Below are 22,149 nucleotides of genomic sequence, written 5' to 3' on the forward strand. Positions count from 1 at the left end.
AGCGATTGGCCTCGCTGCGTCGGATAATGGCTACCGTAATGACCGTACGTCGGAAAGTTCAAAAAGCGGAACTGCTTCACACATGTAGGACGGTTCGCCGCATAAATATCAATGTGACATTACGGGGCCAATTGTTTAGGATGGCGACCAGAAGGTCAATAGTTTGGCATAAACTAGATAGCGAATAAATCTAGCCAATAATTTGACGTCAGTAACTACTTAGACTACGCCCCCTCCTGTCTGGCCCTCACCCCCGCGAGCGGCCACATGGAATTCATCAGAAACGGATCGCCGGAGAAATCTTTAATGAGCAGTGTTGTTGCCATCGTCAAAAGCATTGTTGGTCAAGTTTTCGTTATTTCTCCGGAAGGGACGCGCCGTGTCCTTGTAGAAGGTGATCGCCTGTTCGCAGGTGACCAGGTCGACACCGGCATGTCCGGCGCCGTAAGCCTTGAGCTGGCCGACGGTCGCACCCTGGACCTGGGCCGTGAAACCCAGTGGAGCGCCGACCTGCCGGACTCCAGCCTTGACCTGGCCGCTGCCGCCGAGAACGCCGCGCCGTCGGTTGCCGAACTGCAGCAAGCCATCGTCGCGGGCGCCGACCCGACCACCGACCTGGATGCTACCGCCGCCGGCGCGACGGCTGCCGGTAATGGTGCTGCCGGCGGGGGCCACAGCTTTGTTGTACTGGACGCGACTGCGGGCCGTGTCGACCCGACGATCGGCTTCCCGACCGGCCCACTGGGCCAGGGCGCCGCGACAACAACCCAACTCACGGGCGCCCAAAACGCCGGCGGCAATGGCAACCTGGTCTTGCAGACGTCGACCCTGACGCTGAGCGCAACGCCGACCGTCACCGAAGCCGGTGGTGTGCTGACCTACACCGCCACCGTCACGCAGCCGCCGGTCAATGACTTGAGCATCACCCTGTCCAACGGCGCAGTGATCACCATCACCGCCGGCCAACTGACCGGCACCGTCAACGTGCCGCTGGCACCGAATGACAGCCCGTACATCGACCCAAGCCAGATCAACGTGAACGTCACCGGCACCACCGGCGGCAACAACCTGGTGCTGACGATTGACCCGAACCCGGCTGTTACGCAGATTACCGACACCATCGACACCACCACCGTCACGTTGACGGCGGGTAATACCGTGACCGAAGGCGGTCAGATTACCTATACCGCCACCTTGACCAACCCGGCGCAGACGCCGGTGACTGTCACCTTGAGCAATGGCTCGGTGATTACCATCAAGGCTGGGGAGTCGACGGGTACTGTTGTGGTCGATACACCGGCTAATGACGTCTACAACAACGGTTCGACTGTCAGCACTACTATTACCGGTGCGACCGGTGGCAACTTTGAAAACCTGGTACCGAGCACTACGCCTGCGGTTACTACGATCACTGATTCGATCGACACCACCACCGTCACGCTGACGGCGGGTAACACCGTGACCGAAGGCGGTCAGATTACCTATACCGCTACCTTGACCAATCCGGCGCAGACGCCGGTGGCTGTCACCTTGAGCAACGGCTCGGTGATTACCATCAAGGCCGGGGAGTCGGTTGGCACTGTTGTGGTCGATACACCGGCTAACGACGTTTACAACAATGGTTCGACTGTAAGCACCACTATTACCGGTGCGACCGGTGGCAATTTTGAGAATCTGGTACCAAGCACGACGCCTGCGGTTACCACGATCACCGATTCGATCGACACCACCACCGTCACGCTGACGGCGGGCAACACAGTGACCGAAGGCGGTCAGATTACCTACACCGCTACCCTGACCAACCCGGCGCAAACCCCGGTGACTGTCACCTTGAGCAATGGCTCGGTGATTACCATCAAGGCTGGGGAGTCGACGGGTACTGTTGTGGTCGATACACCGGCTAATGACGTCTACAACAACGGTTCGACTGTCAGCACTACTATTACCGGTGCGACCGGTGGCAACTTTGAAAACCTGGTACCGAGCACTACGCCTGCGGCTACTACGATCGCTGATTCGATCGACACCACCACCGTCACGTTGACGGCGGGTAACACCGTGACCGAAGGCGGTCAGATTACCTACACCGCTACCCTGACCAACCCGGCGCAAACCCCGGTGACTGTCACCTTGAGCAATGGCTCGGTGATTACCATCAAGGCTGGGGAGTCGGTTGGCACTGTTGTTGTCGATACACCGGCTAACGACGTTTACAACAATGGTTCGACTGTAAGCACCACTATTACCGGTGCGACCGGTGGCAATTTTGAGAATCTGGTACCGAGCACGACGCCTGCGGTTACTACGATTACCGATTCGATCGACAACACCACGATTTCTCTGAGTGCTGATAAAGCCTCCGTGGTTGAGGGCGGCGACATCACTTACACCGCGACCTTAACCAACAAAGCGCAAACCGACGTTACCGTTACGCTTTCGAATGGCCAGACGATCACTATTAAAGCCGGTGAGACCACAGGCTCGACTGTGTTCAACACCCCAGCCAACGACGTCTACAACAACGGTTCGACCGTCAGCACTACGATCGCCAAAACCGAAGGCGGTAATTTCGAGAACTTGGTCACCGATCCAAAAGCGGCCGTCACTTCGATTACCGACTCGATCGACAACACCACGGTTTCGCTGAGTGCTGATAAAGCCTCCGTGGTTGAGGGCGGTGACATCACCTACACCGCGACCTTGACCAACAAAGCGCAAACCGACGTTACCGTTACGCTGAGCAACGGCCAGACCATTACCATCAAAGCCGGTGAGACCACAGGCTCGACTGTGTTCAACACCCCAGCCAATGACGTCTATAACAACGGCTCAACCGTCAGCACTACGATCGCCAAAACCGAAGGCGGTAATTTCGAGAACCTGGTCACCGATCCGAAGGCAGCTGAAACAGCCATCACTGACTCGATCGACAACACCACGGTTTCCCTGACTGCAGATAAAGCCTCGGTAGTTGAAGGCGGTGACATCACTTACACCGCGACCTTAACCAACAAAGCGCAAACCGACGTTACCGTCACGCTGAGCAACGGCCAGACGATCACTATCAAAGCCGGTGAAACCACAGGCTCGACTGTGTTCAACACTCCAGCCAACGACGTCTACAACAACGGTTCCACCGTCAGCACCACCATCGCTAAAACCGAAGGCGGCAACTTCGAGAACCTGGTCACCGATCCGAAGGCAGCCGTCACTTCGATTACCGACTCGATCGACAACACCACGGTTTCTCTGACTGCTGATAAAGCCTCGGTGGTTGAAGGCGGCGACATTACCTACACCGCAACCTTGACTAACAAAGCGCAAACCGACGTTACCGTCACGCTGAGCAACGGCCAGACCATTACCATCAAAGCCGGTGAGACCACAGGCTCGACTGTGTTCAACACCCCAGCCAACGACGTCTATAACAACGGTTCGACCGTCAGCACTACGATCGCCAAAACCGAAGGCGGCAACTTTGAGAATCTGGTTACCGATCCGAAGGCAGCTGAAACAGCCATCACCGACTCGATCGACAACACCACGGTTTCTCTGACTGCTGATAAAGCCTCGGTAGTTGAAGGCGGCGACATTACCTACACCGCGACCTTGACCAACAAAGCGCAAACCGACGTTACCGTTACGCTGAGCAACGGCCAGACCATTACCATCAAAGCCGGTGAGACCACAGGCTCGACTGTGTTCAACACCCCAGCCAATGACGTCTATAACAACGGCTCAACCGTCAGCACTACGATCGCCAAAACCGAAGGCGGTAACTTTGAGAACCTGGTTACCGATCCGAAGGCAGCTGAAACAGCCATCACCGACTCGATCGACAACACCACGGTTTCCCTGAGTGCTGATAAAGCGTCGGTGGTTGAAGGCGGCGACATCACCTACACCGCGACCTTGACTAACAAAGCGCAAACCGATGTCACCGTAACGTTGAGCAACGGCCAGACCATCACCATCAAGGCCGGCGACTTCGCAGGCTCGACGGTTTTCCAGACTCCAACCAACGACGTCTATAACAACGGTTCGACTGTCAGCACCACCATCGCGAAGACCGAAGGCGGTAACTTCGAGAATTTGGTCACTGATCCAAAAGCGGCCGTCACTTCGATTACCGATTCGATCGACAACACCACGGTTTCGCTGACTGCGGATAAAGCCTCTGTAGTTGAAGGCGGCGACATCACTTACACCGCGACCTTGACTAACAAGGCGCAAACCGACGTTACCGTGACGCTGAGCAACGGCCAGACCATCACCATCAAGGCCGGCGACTTCGCAGGCTCGACGGTTTTCCATACCCCGGCTAACGACGTCTACAACAACGGTTCCACCGTCAGCACCACCATCGCTAAAACCTCAGGCGGCAACTTCGAGAACCTGGTCACTGATCCGAAGGCAGCTGAAACAGCCATCACTGACTCGATCGACAACACCACGGTTTCGCTGAGTGCTGATAAAGCCTCCGTGGTTGAGGGCGGTGACATCACCTACACCGCGACCTTGACCAACAAAGCGCAAACCGACGTTACCGTTACGCTGAGCAACGGCCAGACCATTACCATCAAAGCCGGTGAGACCACAGGCTCGACTGTGTTCAACACCCCAGCCAATGACGTCTATAACAACGGCTCAACCGTCAGCACTACGATCGCTAAAACCGAAGGCGGCAACTTCGAGAACCTGGTCACCGATCCGAAGGCAGCTGAAACAGCCATCACTGACTCGATCGACAACACCACGGTTTCGCTGACTGCTGATAAAGCATCGGTAGTTGAAGGCGGCGACATCACCTACACCGCAACCTTGACTAACAAAGCGCAAACCGACGTTACCGTCACGCTGAGCAACGGCCAGACCATTACCATCAAAGCCGGTGAGACCACAGGCTCGACTGTGTTCAACACCCCAGCCAACGACGTCTACAACAACGGTTCGACTGTCAGCACCACCATCGCGAAGACCGAAGGCGGTAACTTCGAGAACCTGGTCACTGATCCGAAGGCAGCCGTTACTTCTATTACCGATTCGATCGACAACACCACAGTTTCTCTGAGTGCTGATAAAGCCTCGGTGGTTGAAGGCGGCGACATCACTTACACCGCGACCTTAACCAACAAAGCGCAAACCGACGTTACCGTTACGCTTTCGAATGGCCAGACGATCACTATCAAAGCCGGTGAAACCACAGGCTCGACTGTGTTCAACACTCCAGCCAACGACGTCTACAACAACGGTTCCACCGTCAGCACCACCATCGCTAAAACCGAAGGCGGCAACTTCGAGAACCTGGTCACCGATCCGAAGGCAGCTGAAACAGCCATCACTGACTCGATCGACAACACCACGGTTTCGCTGACTGCTGATAAAGCATCGGTAGTTGAAGGCGGCGACATCACCTACACCGCAACCTTGACTAACAAAGCGCAAACCGACGTTACCGTCACGCTGAGCAACGGCCAGACCATTACCATCAAAGCCGGTGAGACCACAGGCTCGACTGTGTTCAACACCCCAGCCAACGACGTCTACAACAACGGTTCGACTGTCAGCACCACCATCGCGAAGACCGAAGGCGGTAACTTCGAGAACCTGGTCACTGATCCGAAGGCAGCCGTTACTTCTATTACCGATTCGATCGACAACACCACAGTTTCTCTGAGTGCTGATAAAGCCTCGGTGGTTGAAGGCGGCGACATCACTTACACCGCGACCTTAACCAACAAAGCGCAAACCGACGTTACCGTTACGCTTTCGAATGGCCAGACGATCACTATCAAAGCCGGTGAAACCACAGGCTCGACTGTGTTCAACACTCCAGCCAACGACGTCTACAACAACGGTTCCACCGTCAGCACCACCATCGCTAAAACCGAAGGCGGCAACTTCGAGAACCTGGTCACCGATCCGAAGGCAGCTGAAACAGCCATCACTGACTCGATCGACAACACCACGGTTTCGCTGACTGCTGATAAAGCATCGGTAGTTGAAGGCGGCGACATCACCTACACCGCAACCTTGACTAACAAAGCGCAAACCGACGTTACCGTCACGCTGAGCAACGGCCAGACCATTACCATCAAAGCCGGTGAGACCACAGGTTCGACTGTGTTCAACACCCCAGCCAACGACGTCTACAACAACGGTTCGACTGTCAGCACCACCATCGCGAAGACCGAAGGCGGTAACTTCGAGAACCTGGTCACTGATCCGAAGGCAGCCGTTACTTCTATTACCGATTCGATCGACAACACCACAGTTTCTCTGAGTGCTGATAAAGCCTCGGTGGTTGAAGGCGGCGACATCACTTACACCGCGACCTTAACCAACAAAGCGCAAACCGACGTTACCGTTACGCTTTCGAATGGCCAGACGATCACTATCAAAGCCGGTGAAACCACAGGCTCGACTGTGTTCAACACTCCAGCCAACGACGTCTACAACAACGGTTCCACCGTCAGCACCACCATCGCTAAAACCGAAGGCGGCAACTTCGAGAACCTGGTCACCGATCCGAAGGCAGCTGAAACAGCCATCACTGACTCGATCGACAACACCACGATTTCCCTGACTGCTGATAAAGCCTCCGTGGTTGAAGGCGGTGACATCACTTACACCGCGACCTTGACCAACAAAGCGCAAACCGACGTTACCGTGACGCTTTCGAACGGTCAGACGATCACTATCAAAGCCGGTGAAACCGTCGGCTCGACCGTGTTCAACACTCCAGCCAACGACGTCTATAACAACGGCTCGACTGTCAGCACCACCATCGCGAAGACCGAAGGCGGTAACTTTGAGAACCTGGTCACCGATCCGAAAGCGGCCGTCACTTCGATTACCGACTCGATCGATAACACCACGGTTTCCCTGAGTGCTGATAAAGCCTCCGTGGTTGAGGGCGGCGACATCACCTACACCGCGACCTTGACTAACAAGGCGCAAACCGACGTTACCGTGACACTTTCGAATGGCCAGACCATCACCATCAAGGCCGGTGAAACCGTCGGCTCGACCGTGTTTAACACTCCAGCCAACGACGTCTATAACAACGGCAGCACGGTCAGCACTACGATCGCCAAAACCGAAGGCGGTAACTTCGAGAACCTGGTCACCGATCCGAAAGCGGCCGTCACTTCGATTACCGACTCGATCGACAACACCACGGTTTCTCTGACTGCTGATAAAGCCTCGGTGGTTGAAGGCGGTGACATCACTTACACCGCGACCTTGACCAACAAAGCGCAAACCGACGTTACCGTGACGCTGAGCAACGGCCAGACGATCACTATTAAAGCCGGTGAGACCACAGGCTCGACTGTGTTCAACACTCCAGCCAACGACGTCTATAACAACGGTTCGACTGTCAGCACCACCATCGCGAAGACCGAAGGCGGTAACTTCGAGAACCTGGTCACCGATCCGAAGGCGGCCGTCACTTCGATTACCGACTCGATCGACAACACCACGGTTTCCCTGACTGCAGATAAAGCCTCGGTGGTTGAAGGCGGTGACATCACTTACACAGCGACCTTGACTAACAAGGCGCAAACCGACGTTACCGTGACGCTTTCGAATGGCCAGACGATCACTATCAAAGCCGGTGAAACCGTCGGCTCGACCGTGTTTAACACTCCAGCCAACGACGTCTATAACAACGGTTCGACTGTCAGCACCACCATCGCGAAGACCGAAGGCGGTAACTTCGAGAACCTGGTCACCGATCCGAAAGCGGCCGTCACTTCGATTACCGACTCGATCGATAACACCACGGTTTCCCTGACTGCAGATAAAGCCTCGGTGGTTGAAGGCGGTGACATCACTTACACAGCGACCTTGACTAACAAGGCGCAAACCGACGTTACCGTGACGCTTTCGAATGGCCAGACGATCACTATCAAAGCCGGTGAAACCGTCGGCTCGACCGTGTTTAACACTCCAGCCAACGACGTCTATAACAACGGTTCGACTGTCAGCACCACCATCGCGAAGACCGAAGGCGGTAACTTCGAGAACCTGGTCACCGATCCGAAAGCGGCCGTCACTTCGATTACCGACTCGATCGATAACACCACGGTTTCCCTGAGTGCTGATAAAGCCTCCGTGGTTGAGGGCGGCGACATCACCTACACCGCGACCTTGACTAACAAGGCGCAAACCGACGTTACCGTGACACTTTCGAATGGCCAGACCATCACCATCAAGGCCGGTGAAACCGTCGGCTCGACCGTGTTTAACACTCCAGCCAACGACGTCTATAACAACGGCAGCACGGTCAGCACTACGATCGCCAAAACCGAAGGCGGTAACTTCGAGAACCTGGTCACCGATCCGAAAGCGGCCGTCACTTCGATTACCGACTCGATCGACAACACCACGGTTTCTCTGACTGCTGATAAAGCCTCGGTGGTTGAAGGCGGTGACATCACTTACACCGCGACCTTGACTAACAAGGCGCAAACCGACGTCACCGTAACGCTGAGCAACGGCCAGACCATCACGATCAAGGCCGGTGAAACCGTCGGCTCGACCGTGTTTAACACTCCAGCCAACGACGTCTATAACAACGGCAGCACGGTCAGCACCACTATCGCCAAAACCGAAGGCGGCAACTTCGAGAACCTGGTTACCGATCCGAAAGCGGCTGTCACTTCGATTACCGATTCGATCGACAACACCACGGTTTCCCTGGCTGCTGATAAAGCCTCTGTAGTTGAGGGCGGCGATATCACCTACACAGCGACCTTGACCAACAAGGCGCAAACCGACGTTACCGTCACGCTGAGTAACGGCCAGACCATTACCATCAAAGCCGGCGACTCCGCAGGTTCCACGGTTTTCCACACCCCAGCTAACGACGTCTACAACAACAGCTCCACCGTCAGCACCACGATCGCCAAAACTGCGGGCGGCAACTTCGAGAACCTGGTCACCGATCCGAAAGCGGCCGTCACTTCGATTACCGATTCGATCGACAACACCACGGTTTCCCTGGCTGCTGATAAAGCCTCTGTAGTTGAGGGCGGCGATATCACCTACACAGCGACCTTGACCAACAAGGCGCAAACCGACGTTACCGTCACGCTGAGTAACGGCCAGACCATTACCATCAAAGCCGGCGACTCCGCAGGTTCCACGGTTTTCCACACCCCAGCTAACGACGTCTACAACAACAGCTCCACCGTCAGCACCACGATCGCCAAAACTGCGGGCGGCAACTTCGAGAACCTGGTCACCGATCCGAAAGCGGCCGTCACTTCGATTACCGATTCGATCGACAACACCACGGTTTCCCTGACTGCTGATAAAGCGTCGGTGATTGAAGGCGGTGACATCACTTACACCGCGACCTTGACTAACAAGGCGCAAACCGACGTTACCGTCACGCTGAGCAACGGCCAAACGATCACCATCAAAGCCGGCGACTTCGCAGGCTCGACGGTGTTCCACACCCCAGCTAACGACGTCTACAACAACGGTTCCACCGTCAGCACCACCATCGCTAAAACCGCGGGCGGTAACTTTGAGAACCTGGTCACCGATCCGAAAGCGGCCGTCACTTCGATTACCGACTCGATCGACAACACCACGGTTTCCCTGAGTGCTGATAAAGCCTCCGTGGTTGAAGGCGGCGACATCACCTACACCGCGACCTTGACTAACAAGGCGCAAACCGACGTTACCGTGACACTTTCGAATGGCCAGACCATCACCATCAAGGCCGGTGAAACCGTCGGCTCGACCGTGTTTAACACTCCAGCCAACGACGTCTATAACAACGGCTCAACCGTCAGCACTACGATCGCTAAAACCGAAGGCGGTAACTTCGAGAACCTGGTCACTGATCCGAAGGCAGCCGTTACTTCTATTACCGACTCGATCGACAACACCACAGTTTCTCTGACTGCAGATAAAGCCTCTGTAGTTGAAGGCGGTGACATCACTTACACCGCGACCTTGACTAACAAGGCGCAAACCGACGTTACCGTGACGCTTTCGAATGGCCAGACGATCACTATCAAAGCCGGTGAAACCACAGGCTCGACTGTGTTCAACACTCCAGCCAACGACGTCTACAACAACGGTTCCACCGTCAGCACCACCATCGCTAAAACCGAAGGCGGCAACTTCGAGAACCTGGTCACCGATCCGAAAGCGGCCGTCACTTCGATTACCGATTCGATCGACAACACCACGGTTTCGCTGACTGCGGATAAAGCCTCTGTAGTTGAAGGCGGTGACATCACTTACACCGCGACCTTGACCAACAAAGCGCAAACCGACGTTACCGTTACGCTTTCGAACGGCCAGACGATCACTATCAAAGCCGGCGACTTCGCAGGCTCGACGGTTTTCCACACCCCAGCTAACGACGTCTATAACAACGGTTCGACTGTCATCACCACCATCGCGAAGACCGAAGGCGGTAACTTCGAGAACCTGGTCACCGATCCGAAGGCAGCTGAAACAGCCATCACTGACTCGATCGACAACACCACGGTTTCGCTGACTGCGGATAAAGCCACTGTAGTTGAAGGCGGTGACATCACTTACACCGCGACCTTGACCAACAAAGCGCAGACTGACGTCACCGTAACGTTGAGCAACGGCCAAACGATCACCATCAAGGCCGGTGAAACTGTCGGCTCCACGGTTTTCCAGACTCCGGCGAACGACGTCTATAACAACGGCTCAACCGTCAGCACTACGATCGCCAAAACTGCGGGCGGCAACTTCGAGAACCTGGTCACCGATCCGAAGGCGGCCGTCACTTCGATTACCGATTCGATCGACAACACCACGGTTTCCCTGAGTGCTGATAAAGCCTCCGTGGTTGAAGGCGGCGACATCACCTACACCGCGACCTTGACTAACAAGGCGCAAACCGACGTTACCGTGACACTTTCGAATGGCCAGACCATCACCATCAAGGCCGGTGAAACCGTCGGCTCGACCGTGTTTAACACCCCAGCCAACGACGTCTATAACAACGGTTCGACTGTCAGCACCACCATCGCGAAGACCGAAGGCGGTAACTTCGAGAACCTAGTCACCGATCCGAAAGCGGCCGTCACTTCGATTACCGACTCGATCGATAACACCACGGTTTCTCTGAGTGCTGATAAAGCCTCGGTAGTTGAAGGCGGTGACATCACTTACACCGCGACCTTGACTAACAAGGCTCAAACCGACGTCACCGTAACGCTGAGCAACGGCCAGACCATCACTATCAAAGCCGGTGAAACCACAGGCTCGACTGTGTTCAACACTCCAGCCAATGACGTCTACAACAACGGCAGCACGGTCAGCACCACTATCGCCAAAACCGAAGGCGGCAACTTCGAGAACCTGGTCACCGATCCAAAAGCGGCCGTCACTTCGATTACCGATTCGATCGACAACACCACGGTTTCTCTGAGTGCTGATAAAGCCTCGGTAGTTGAGGGCGGCGATATCACCTACACCGCGACTTTGACTAACAAGGCGCAAACCGACGTCACCGTAACGTTGAGCAACGGCCAAACGATCACCATCAAAGCCGGCGACTTCGCAGGCTCGGCGGTGTTCCACACCCCAGCTAACGACGTCTACAACAACGGTTCCACCGTCAGCACCACGATCGCCAAAACTGCGGGCGGCAACTTCGAGAACCTGGTCACCGATCCGAAAGCGGCCGTCACTTCGATTACCGATTCGATCGACAACACCACGGTTTCGCTGAGTGCAGATAAAGCCTCTGTAGTTGAAGGCGGCGACATCACCTACACAGCGACCTTGACCAACAAGGCGCAAACCGACGTTACCGTCACGCTGAGCAACGGCCAGACCATTACCATCAAAGCCGGCGACTTCGCAGGTTCCACGGTTTTCCACACCCCAGCTAACGACGTCTACAACAACAGCTCCACCGTCAGCACCACGATCGCCAAAACTGCGGGCGGCAACTTCGAGAACCTGGTCACCGATCCGAAAGCGGTCGTCACTTCGATTACCGACTCGATCGACAACACCACGGTTTCGCTGACTGCGGATAAAGCCTCTGTAGTTGAAGGCGGTGACATCACTTACACCGCGACCTTGACCAACAAAGCGCAGACTGACGTCACCGTAACGCTGAGCAACGGCCAAACGATCACCATCAAGGCCGGTGAAACCGTCGGCTCGACCGTGTTTAACACCCCAGCCAACGACGTCTATAACAACGGTTCGACTGTCAGCACCACCATCGCGAAGACCGAAGGCGGTAACTTCGAGAACTTGGTCACCGATCCGAAGGCAGCCGTCACTTCGATTACCGACTCGATCGATAACACCACGGTTTCCCTGAGTGCTGATAAAGCCTCGGTGGTTGAAGGCGGTGACATCACTTACACCGCGACCTTGACTAACAAGGCGCAAACCGACGTCACCGTAACGCTGAGCAACGGCCAAACGATCACCATCAAAGCCGGCGACTTCGCAGGCTCGACGGTTTTCCACACCCCAGCCAACGACGTCTACAACAACGGTTCCACCGTCAGCACCACCATCGCTAAAACCGCGGGCGGTAACTTTGAGAACCTGGTCACCGATCCGAAAGCGGCCGTCACTTCGATTACCGACTCGATCGACAACACCACGGTTTCCCTGAGTGCTGATAAAGCCTCTGTAGTTGAGGGCGGCGATATCACCTACACCGCGACTTTGACTAACAAGGCGCAAACCGACGTCACCGTAACGTTGAGCAACGGCCAAACGATCACCATCAAAGCCGGCGACTTCGCAGGCTCGGCGGTGTTCCACACCCCAGCTAACGACGTCTACAACAACGGTTCCACCGTCAGCACCACGATCGCCAAAACTGCGGGCGGCAACTTCGAGAACCTGGTCACCGATCCGAAAGCGGCCGTCACTTCGATTACCGATTCGATCGACAACACCACGGTTTCCCTGACTGCTGATAAAGCGTCGGTGGTTGAAGGCGGCGACATCACTTACACCGCGACCTTGACCAACAAAGCGCAGACTGACGTCACCGTAACGTTGAGCAATGGCCAGACCATCACCATCAAGGCCGGCGACTTCGCAGGCTCGACGGTTTTCCAGACTCCGGCGAACGACGTCTACAACAACGGTTCCACCGTCAGCACCACCATCGCTAAAACCGCGGGCGGCAACTTCGAGAACCTGGTCACCGATCCGAAAGCGGCCGTCACTTCGATTACCGATTCGATCGATAACACCACGGTTTCTCTGAGTGCTGATAAAGCCTCGGTGGTTGAAGGCGGTGACATCACTTACACCGCGACCTTGACCAACAAAGCGCAGACTGACGTCACCGTAACGTTGAGCAACGGCCAAACGATCACCATCAAAGCCGGCGACTTCGCAGGCTCGGCGGTGTTCCACACCCCAGCTAACGACGTCTACAACAATGGTTCCACCGTCAGCACCACCATCGCCAAAACCGCGGGCGGCAACTTCGAGAACCTGGTCACCGATCCGAAAGCGGCCGTCACTTCGATTACCGACTCGATCGACAACACCACGGTTTCCCTGACTGCAGATAAAGCCTCGGTAGTTGAAGGCGGTGACATCACTTACACCGCGACCTTGACTAACAAGGCGCAAACCGACGTCACCGTAACGTTGAGCAACGGCCAAACGATCACCATCAAAGCCGGCGACTTCGCAGGCTCCACGGTTTTCCACACCCCAGCCAACGACGTCTACAACAACAGTTCCACCGTCAGCGCCACGATCACCAAAGCCGTCGGCGGTAACTTCGAGAACTTGGTTACCGATCCTAAATCCGTAGTCACTACGATTACTGATTCGATCGACAACACCACCATCAGCATCACCGGCGATGCCTCGGTGACTGAAGGCGGCACGGCGCATTACACGCTGACGCTGAGCAACCCGGCGCAAACCGATGTGACCGTGACGCTCAAGTACAGCGGCACCGCCACCGACGGTTCGGACTTCAACGGCGTATACACCGTGAAGATCCCGGCCGGCGCCAGCAGCGTGCCGTTCAACATCGCCACGATCGACGACAAGATCACCGAGCCGACCGAACAGATTGTCATCACCATCGACAAGACCACCGGCGGCAACTTCGAGAACCTGGTGGTCGGCAACGGCAGCGTCAGCACCAATATCATCGATAACGATGCGCCGCCGGTCATCGACCTGGATGCCAACAATTCCAGCGGTGCCACCGGTGCCGACTTCAGAACCACCTTCACCGAAGGCACCGCCGGGCCGGGTGTGTCGATTGCCGACACCGATATCAAGATCACCGACCCGGACAGCACGATGCTGACTGGCGCGACGGTTACCCTGACCAACGCACAGGCCGGTGATGCACTGAACCTGGGCAACAGCGTGAACGGCATCAGCGTCAGCACCAACAACCAGACGGGCACAATCACCCTGACGTTGTCGGGCAGCGCGACGCTGGCTGATTACATGCAGCGTATCCAGAACATCACGTTCACCAACAACAGCCACGACCCAAGCACCACGCCACGGACCATCACCGTGACCGTGACCGATGGCGGCAACTACTCCAACGTCGCCACCACCACCGTTAACGTAGTGGCGGTCAACGATCCGCCGGTCGCCACCGGCAGCGCCGTGACCGGCACCGAAGACACGCCGCTGGCACTGACCTGGGCCAACTTCGGCGTGACCGATGTGGACTCGCCACAAGCCAGCCTGGGCGTGAAGATCACCGACCTGCCGGTGGCCGGCAAGCTGCAATACCTGGCAGCCGATGGCACCACCTGGACCAACGTGACTGCCAACCAGACCTTCACCAAGGCCCAGATCGACGGCGGCCAGTTGCGCTTTATGCCTAACGCCAACGAATCCGGCGCCGACGGTTACGGCGGCACCGGCATTGGCAACAAGCAGGCTGATTATGCGCAGTTCAAGTTCCAGCCTACCGACGGCAAGGACCTGGGCAACAGCGCCACGGTGAAAGTCGATATCACACCGGTGGCCGATGCACCTACGCTGAACGTGGCCGATAACACTGTCGCCTCGACCGGTCTGATCAAACAGGGCTGGAACAGCATTGCCGGCCTCGGCACCAACGGGAACGGCGCGGCACCCGATGTACTGAAAAAAGCCATCGACAACGCAGGTACGCCGAACAACACCAGTGTCGTTACCAATGTCGAGTCAGTCGACAATGTCAACGCCGGCTCCGGCTCCAAGATCTCCGGCCTGATGTACATGGAAGCTGGCAAGAGCTACACCTTCAGCGGCGTCGCCGATGACAGTGTGGTGGTCAACGTTGGCGGTAAAGACATTGCCAGCGGGGTATGGGCGACCAACAGCGGCAAATTCAGCGGCTCGTTTACGCCAACTGTCAGCGGTTACTACAGCCTCGAGATCTATCAAGCCAACCAAGCGGGGCCTGGCAGCTTTGACGTCAATCTGTCGATCAACGGCGGGGCGATACAGAACTTGAGCACCAGCACCGTGCCGCTGTACACCGGCCTCACTGATTTGACCAACGCCGGTGTGACCGTCTCCGACCTGCATGGCAGTAATGGTGACGGTTACTACGTGGGCTACAAGCTCAACGAAGGCCAGGAAAACGGCACCGTCAAACTGTCCAAGGTCACCACCGCACTGACCGACACCGACGGCTCCGAAACCCTGAGCGTGAAGATCAGCGGCGTGCCGGCAGGCTCGGTACTCACCGATGCATCCGGGCACACGTTCACGGCGACCAAAGGCGTGGGCGAAGTCAACGTGACCGGTTGGGACCTCAACACCCTGACCATCAAGCCGCCGACCTATTACAGCGGCCAGTTCAACCTGACCGTCACGTCGACCTCTACCGAAAGCATCGGCGGTTCGGCGTCCACCACGGCGCAATTGCCAGTCACCGTGTACCCGGCGACCTACAACTCGGTGACGGGTACTTCGGGCAGCGACAACATTGTCGGCACTGACGGCAATGACATCGTCGTGGCCGATATCGGCGGCCTGAACGTGGTGCAAGGCAAGAACTACAACATCGCGTTCATGGTGGACAGTTCCGGCAGTATGAGCGTCGACTCGATCAACGCGGCGAAGGCTTCGCTGACGTCAGTGTTCAAGTCGCTCAAAGACAGCCTGGGCGCCAACACCTCCGGCACCGTGAACATCTTTGTGGCGGACTTCGATACCCAGGTGAACAAGTCGGTTGCGATCAACCTCAACGATGCAAACGCGCTGACCTTGCTCAGTGCGGTGCTGGATTCGATGAAGTCCGGTGGCGGCACCAACTACGAAGACGTGTTCAAGACCACGGCCAACTTCTTCCAGAGCGGCCTGGCCACCAGCAACACCGGCGCGACCAACCTGACTTACTTCATCACCGACGGCCAGCCAACGTACTACCAGAGCGGCGAGCAGACCAACCCGACGCTGTACGGCAACGTCAAGTTCGACAATGTGGTCACGACTGCCAACTACACGCCTGGCACAACGTTCTCCACCTACATCGACAATACGCACTACTTGTCCATCGACAATTCGGGTGCCGCCCAGCTGCAAATCTACAATGGCTGGCGATGGGTCGTCACCGACCTGGGCACCGTACATGCCCAAGGTGACGGTACCTTTGAGTTGTCTAACCTGGACGGCACGGGCAACAGCACCAACTCGGCAACGCTGAGCAATGCCAAAAGCGCCTTTGCGCTGCTGGGCGGGTTGTCGCAAGTGGAAGCGATCGGTATCAACGGCGACGTCAGCCTCAACGACCTCAAGCCTTACGACACCGATGGCAAGCCGCAAAGCAACATCGATCCGAAGGACCTGGCCAACGCGATCCTCGGCCACACCGAGGCCACGCTGCCAGGCGCCGACACCCTCAGTGGTGGCGACGGCAACGACATCCTCTTCGGCGACCTGGTGAGCTTCAGCGGGATTACCGGCGAGGGCTACAACGCACTGCAGGCCTTTGTGGCACAAAAAACCGGCGTGGCTGTCTCGGCGGTGACCACCTCGAACGTGCACCAGTATGTCACCGAGCACTACGCGGACTTCGACGTCTCCGGTGCCAAGGACGGCAACGACACGCTGTTGGGCGGCGCAGGTGACGACATCCTGTTCGGCCAGGGCGGCAACGACCTGCTGGACGGCGGCAAAGGCAATGACATCCTGTTGGGCGGTACCGGTAACGACACGCTGATCGGTGGGCCGGGCAACGACATCCTGATCGGCGGCTCGGGTGCCGACACCTTCGTCTGGAAGGCGGGCGACTTCGGCAACGACGTGATCAAGGACTTCAAGGCCTCGGAAGGTGACCGGATCGATCTCAAGGATCTGTTGAAAGGTGAGACGGACAGCACCATCGACAACTACCTCAAGATCACCACGGTAGAGGGCGTGTCGACCCTGCAAATCAGCAGCGAAGGCAAGCTCAACGCCGCCGGCGGCCTGGCCAATGCCAATGTGACGATCAAGCTGGAAGGCAACGATTGGTCGCACACCAGTATCAACTCGCTGATCACCGGTGCCGACCCGACCATCAAGATCGACCACACCGCCTAAGCTGTGATTTATCGGCCGCCCGCAAGGGCGGCCGATTTGCCTGGGCGATACGTCGCTGGCCGTGGCGGCCGGTTGCATCGCATACTCGCGCCCATAAACACAGCATTGACCTATGCTGGTGAACGCGTGTGGCTCATTTTCGAGGGATTCTTATGTTTTACGTGCAACGTGATGCACAGGGAGCGCTGAGTCGCGTGGAGGCCGCCGCCTTTGCCGAGTCGACCGAAACCCTGCCGGCCGATCACCATGAGATCCAGGCCTGGTACGCCAACGAAGTGGTGGAAACCAGCCTGGCTCAGCTCAAGCAAAGTGACTTGGAGATGATCCGGGTACTGGACGACTTGATTCAGGTTTTGACCCGTAAGGGCGTGATCAGCGTGACCGACCTGCCACCGGCGGCCCAGGCCAAGCTGATGGACCGTAACCACGCACGGGAAGCGTTGGGTGGGTTGAGCCATCTGATCAATGATGATGAGACGGGCTTGATCTGATCGCTAAAGTAGAACCGGATCTAAATGTGGGAGCTGGCTTGCCTGCGATAGCATCACCTCGGTATGGCTGCGAGACCGAGGCGTCTGCATCGCAGGCAAGCCAGCTCCCACACAAGCCAGTACCCAGCTTAGGTCTATATTATTTCCAGGGCGCAGGCTCACCAAACAACTGCCCCTGCACACCGAAAATCCCCATCTCGCGAATCACTTTCAATTCACCTTCGGTTTCCACGCGCTCGGCAATCAACGGCAAGTCGATGCTGTGGGCCGCGCGCTGGATCGCTTCGATAAACAGGCGCTTGTCGCTTTCCTGGTCGATGGCACGGATGTAGCTGCCGTCGATCTTCAGGTACGCCAAACCCAGGCGCGCCAGGTTGCCGATCATGCTGAAGCGCCCACCAAAACGCTGCAGGCTCAGGGAGAAGCCCAACTCGCGCAGGCGCTGGGTCAACTGCTCCAGCAGAGCCTGTTCGGGCAATTGCTCCTCGCCGATTTCCAGGGTCAGGCGCGGGCCCAGGTTGCTGTGCTGGCGCAGCAACTCGACAATCCGGTTCAACGCCTGGGCATCCTGCAAGGTGGCGGCCGAAAGGTTCAGCGCCAGGCTGTGCGTATGGCTGGCCATCTGCTTGAGCACGTGCTCGAGCATCAGCCGGTCCAGGCGCGCAGTCCAGCCGAAACGCTCGAGCCACGGCAGGAAACGCCCGGCCGGGATGGTGTGGCCGTCGTCATCCTGCAAACGCGACAACACTTTGTAGTGCAGCACCAACTGTGGGTCCTGGCTGGCGACGACCGGCTGAAAGTACAGCTCAAAACGCTGGTGGGTAAGGGCTTGGTCCAACAGCGTGTGCCAGGCATGGTGATCGTCGCCGACACTGGCGGCGGCGCTGTGGTCCAGGCACACCCAACTGCTGTCGCCCTGCCCTTCGGCCTGGGCCAGAGCCTGGTCAGCCAGGGTCAGCAATGCCTGGGGCGAATCACCATGGTTGAACGGCGCAAGGCCAATGTAGGCGACCGGCGTGACGTCACTGGCACTGGTGGCCTGCAAGCTGAGCAGGGTGCTTTCGAGGTTCTGCGCCAATTGCAGCGCTTCTTCACGCACCAGCCCCGGCGCCAGCACCGCAAACTCACCACCACGGATACGGGTGACGAGGTTATGGGTTTCCGGGTAAGGCTCGCACTGGCGCAGCAACTGTTCGCCCACCGCTTGCAGCAACTGATCGGTGCGCTGGCCGCCCAGGCGCTGGTTGAGACCGGCCAGGTCCTTGACCCGCAACAGCAGCAGGTAACCGGAGTTGGTGTCTTCCGGGTTACTCACGCGGGCGTTGAGCTGCATCTCGAAATAACGCCGGTTGGCGAGGCCGGTAAGGTTGTCCTGGTAGGATTCGATGCGCAATTTTTCACTGCGCTCGGCCTGCTCCTGGAACAGCGCCTTGAGCTTCTCCACCATCTGGTTCATGGCCTGCACCACGCGCCGCAGCTCCGGCGTACGCGGCAGATCCGGCAGGCTGAGGAATTCGCGGCGGGCGATGGCGTGGGACTGCTTGACCATGTAGTCCAGCGGCTTCAACTGCCGACGCAGCAGCAGCGCGCCGAGCCCCGCACTGACCGCACCGCACAGCAGCAACCAGCCCAGGCTGCCCAGGGCGCTTTGCCAGAGCTTGGCCAGGGCGAACATCGGGTGGCTGACCACCTCTACACGCGCCGCCTGCTCCCAGCCGCGGTTGACCAGTGCATCACCGCCGGCCGGCTCAAGGCCGATCAGCTTGACGAACCAGTTGGGCACGCCGTTGTTGTCCGGGATGCCGCTGCGTTCGACGATGGTTTTGTCAGTGGCTAAATCCACCACGCGGATGCTGGCGTAATAACCACTGTCGAAAATCGAACTGACCAGCAACTCCACCATCGCCGGGTCGTCGATATTGGGCGTCAGCGACAACGCCAGCGCGGTCGCCGCGTCCTGTGCATGGGAGCGCAGCTGGTTGACGTATTGGGTGCGCGAGCTTTCCAGGCTGACCATGAAGCTGCCGCTGAAGGCGACCACCAGGAACAGGCAGATTGCGATCAATAGTTGTTTGAACAGTGACATCCGATCAGTTACTCCTAGTTGGCAGGCTCGGCCGGGAAGCCTTCCGCACGCATTTTTTTCAACACATCCTGCCAACGCGACAAGCGTTTGGTATCACCGACTTTTTTGTTGCCCTTGGCACCGGGCAGATACAAGCCCTCGGCGTTGAATGAGTACACCGGCACCAGGTCGGTACGGCGGGTGGCCGGCAGGATCTCATCCATCAGGCTGTCGAGCACCAGCGGGATAGCGTCGGGGGTCGGGTAGTAGGTCAGCACCATGTGAGCGCGATTCTGACGCAAGGCCTTGACGTATGTAATGCGCAATTTGTCGCTGGAGACGCCCAGGTGGCGCAGGCTGAAATACTTGGCGATTGCGTAGTCCTCGCAATCTCCCGCACCTTTCCACAGCGCTTCGATGGGGGTCTCCCAATAGTCGACCACGTGCCAGAGGTCGATGTCTTCTACATAAGTCATTTGCTTGTTGAAGAACAGGTTGACGACCTTGAGCTGCTCCTGTTCGTCGACCTTCTTTTCAGTCGCCAACAGGCGCTGCCAGGCGTCGATGCGCTGTTGGCCCTCGCCGAGCGGCCCGTACAGAGCCGTGGCTTTGCGGCTGATCTGCGAGAAATCCCAATCGGCATGCAGCCCGCCAGGCATCAGGCCAGCGAGCAAAGTCGCCGCAAGTAGCCAGCCGACAATTCGAGAGGGAATAAAACTTACCGCCAAGGCGTTCAGTCCGTGAAGGGAGACGCAATTTCAGGGATGGTGAAGCTTCAATCAACAAAAAACAATGGCACAGTGCAATCATTCATAAGGGGTTCGAGTTTATAAACGCCGCTTGTGGGACGCACAAAGTGCCGCCTGTAAGCCCTTACAAACTGAAACTTTGGCTGTTTGACAAGCGCGCGACCCATCTCTAGTGTGCTTTGGATCCAATTAAACACACTCCATTCAAGAAAGGAGGATAGCGTAACCGTGACGCAGAAGCCGAACCCATTAAGCAGCATCAAAATCAGCGGGCCTATTCCCGCCCATCTTGCACGCGCCGTTATTGAAGAAACGTTGCGCAATGCCATTCTCGACGGCAGGTTGCCCTGTGGTACCGCGATGCGCCAGCAAGAATTGGCCAGCCTGTTCGGCGTCAGCCGTATGCCCGTGCGCGAAGCCTTGCGCCAGTTGGAAGCCCAGTCCTTGCTCCACGTGGTAACCCACAAAGGCGCTGTGGTGGCGCCGTTGATCGAAGACAATTCGGCCGAGACCTATGCCCTGCGCATATTGCTGGAGTCCGAAGCGCTGCGCCTCTCCATTCCGTTCCTCACCGAGGCAGACATTGCCGAGGCCGACGCTTTCATCAATGCGCTGGAACGCGAGCGAGACTATGCCGAAATTGGCCGGCTCAACCGCCTGTTCCACATGGCTCTGTATGGCAAGGCACCCAACCAGCGGCTGCTCAAACTGGTTGAACACGGCCTGAATGAGGAGGAACGTTTTCTGCGCTTCAACCTCGAGGCCATGGGCCTGGGCGAGACATCCCAGGAAGATCACCGTGAATTGCTCAGCCTGGTGGTGCACAAAAAAGTCGAAGAAAGCATCCTGACCCTGCGCAATCACCTGATGCGGGGTATGGAGGTGATCAACACCTACCTCAATAGCCTTGAGGGCGCCGCGACCAAAAACGCACAGTAAGGGTTTACACCTGCCTTTCTTATCACTTGAACCGTATGGGGTATCTTTCTTCTCGGAAAGTGCCCCACGCTTGTACACCACGACGAGATTACTTTTAAATAATCCCGCACTTGCCAGCGAAACTTCCCACCCACTTTCACACTATTGACTCACGGTAAACTTCTTCTCGTAAAACCATCTAATACTTTCATCAGTTTATCCAAACGTTTAATCAGATTATTATCTTTCACCCATAAAAGAACACTTCACTCGGCAGTGCAGACCTATGTCAGGTTAGCGCTGTACGCGTGGCTTGGCGTAACGCTGGCCATCCGCTTTCCATTACAAAACCCCATCACTGTTTTCAGAGCAG

The 22,149-nt window shown here is 57.1% G+C and carries 5 protein-coding genes; 3 read left to right on the forward strand and 2 right to left on the reverse strand.

Annotation, left to right across the window (positions count from 1 at the left end; all coding sequences use genetic code 11):
* Window positions 1-306: 306 nt before the first annotated feature.
* Together QF043_RS27990 and QF043_RS27995 are read left to right on the forward strand one after the other, a co-directional pair.
* Complete coding sequence (locus tag QF043_RS27990; RefSeq protein WP_307420970.1) at window positions 307-17,553, forward strand: retention module-containing protein; 17,247 nt, start codon at window positions 307-309, stop codon at window positions 17,551-17,553.
* 152 nt (window positions 17,554-17,705) lie between these two features.
* Entirely contained in the window at window positions 17,706-18,044 is a 339-nt protein-coding gene (locus QF043_RS27995) for a hypothetical protein (RefSeq protein WP_056860365.1), read from the forward strand.
* A gap of 139 nt (window positions 18,045-18,183) precedes the next feature.
* On the opposite strand, the gene lapD is transcribed toward QF043_RS27995, so the two are convergent.
* Both lapD and lapG read right to left on the reverse strand, forming a co-directional pair.
* Window positions 18,184-20,130: a cyclic di-GMP receptor LapD gene (lapD, locus tag QF043_RS28000; RefSeq protein WP_307420971.1), complete on the reverse strand. Its 1,947-nt coding sequence runs from the start codon at window positions 20,128-20,130 to the stop codon at window positions 18,184-18,186.
* 14 nt (window positions 20,131-20,144) lie between these two features.
* On the reverse strand, window positions 20,145-20,837 hold the full coding sequence (gene lapG, locus QF043_RS28005; RefSeq protein WP_056860367.1) for a cysteine protease LapG: 693 nt from the start codon (window positions 20,835-20,837) through the stop codon (window positions 20,145-20,147).
* Window positions 20,838-21,086: 249 nt separating this feature from the next.
* On the opposite strand from lapG, the gene QF043_RS28010 reads away from it, so the two are divergent.
* Entirely contained in the window at window positions 21,087-21,797 is a 711-nt protein-coding gene (locus QF043_RS28010) for a GntR family transcriptional regulator (RefSeq protein WP_307420973.1), read from the forward strand.
* Window positions 21,798-22,149 lie beyond the last annotated feature (352 nt).

Source organism: Pseudomonas sp. W3I7 (assembly GCF_030816095.1).
Classification (GTDB): Bacteria; Pseudomonadota; Gammaproteobacteria; order Pseudomonadales; family Pseudomonadaceae; genus Aquipseudomonas; species Aquipseudomonas salomonii.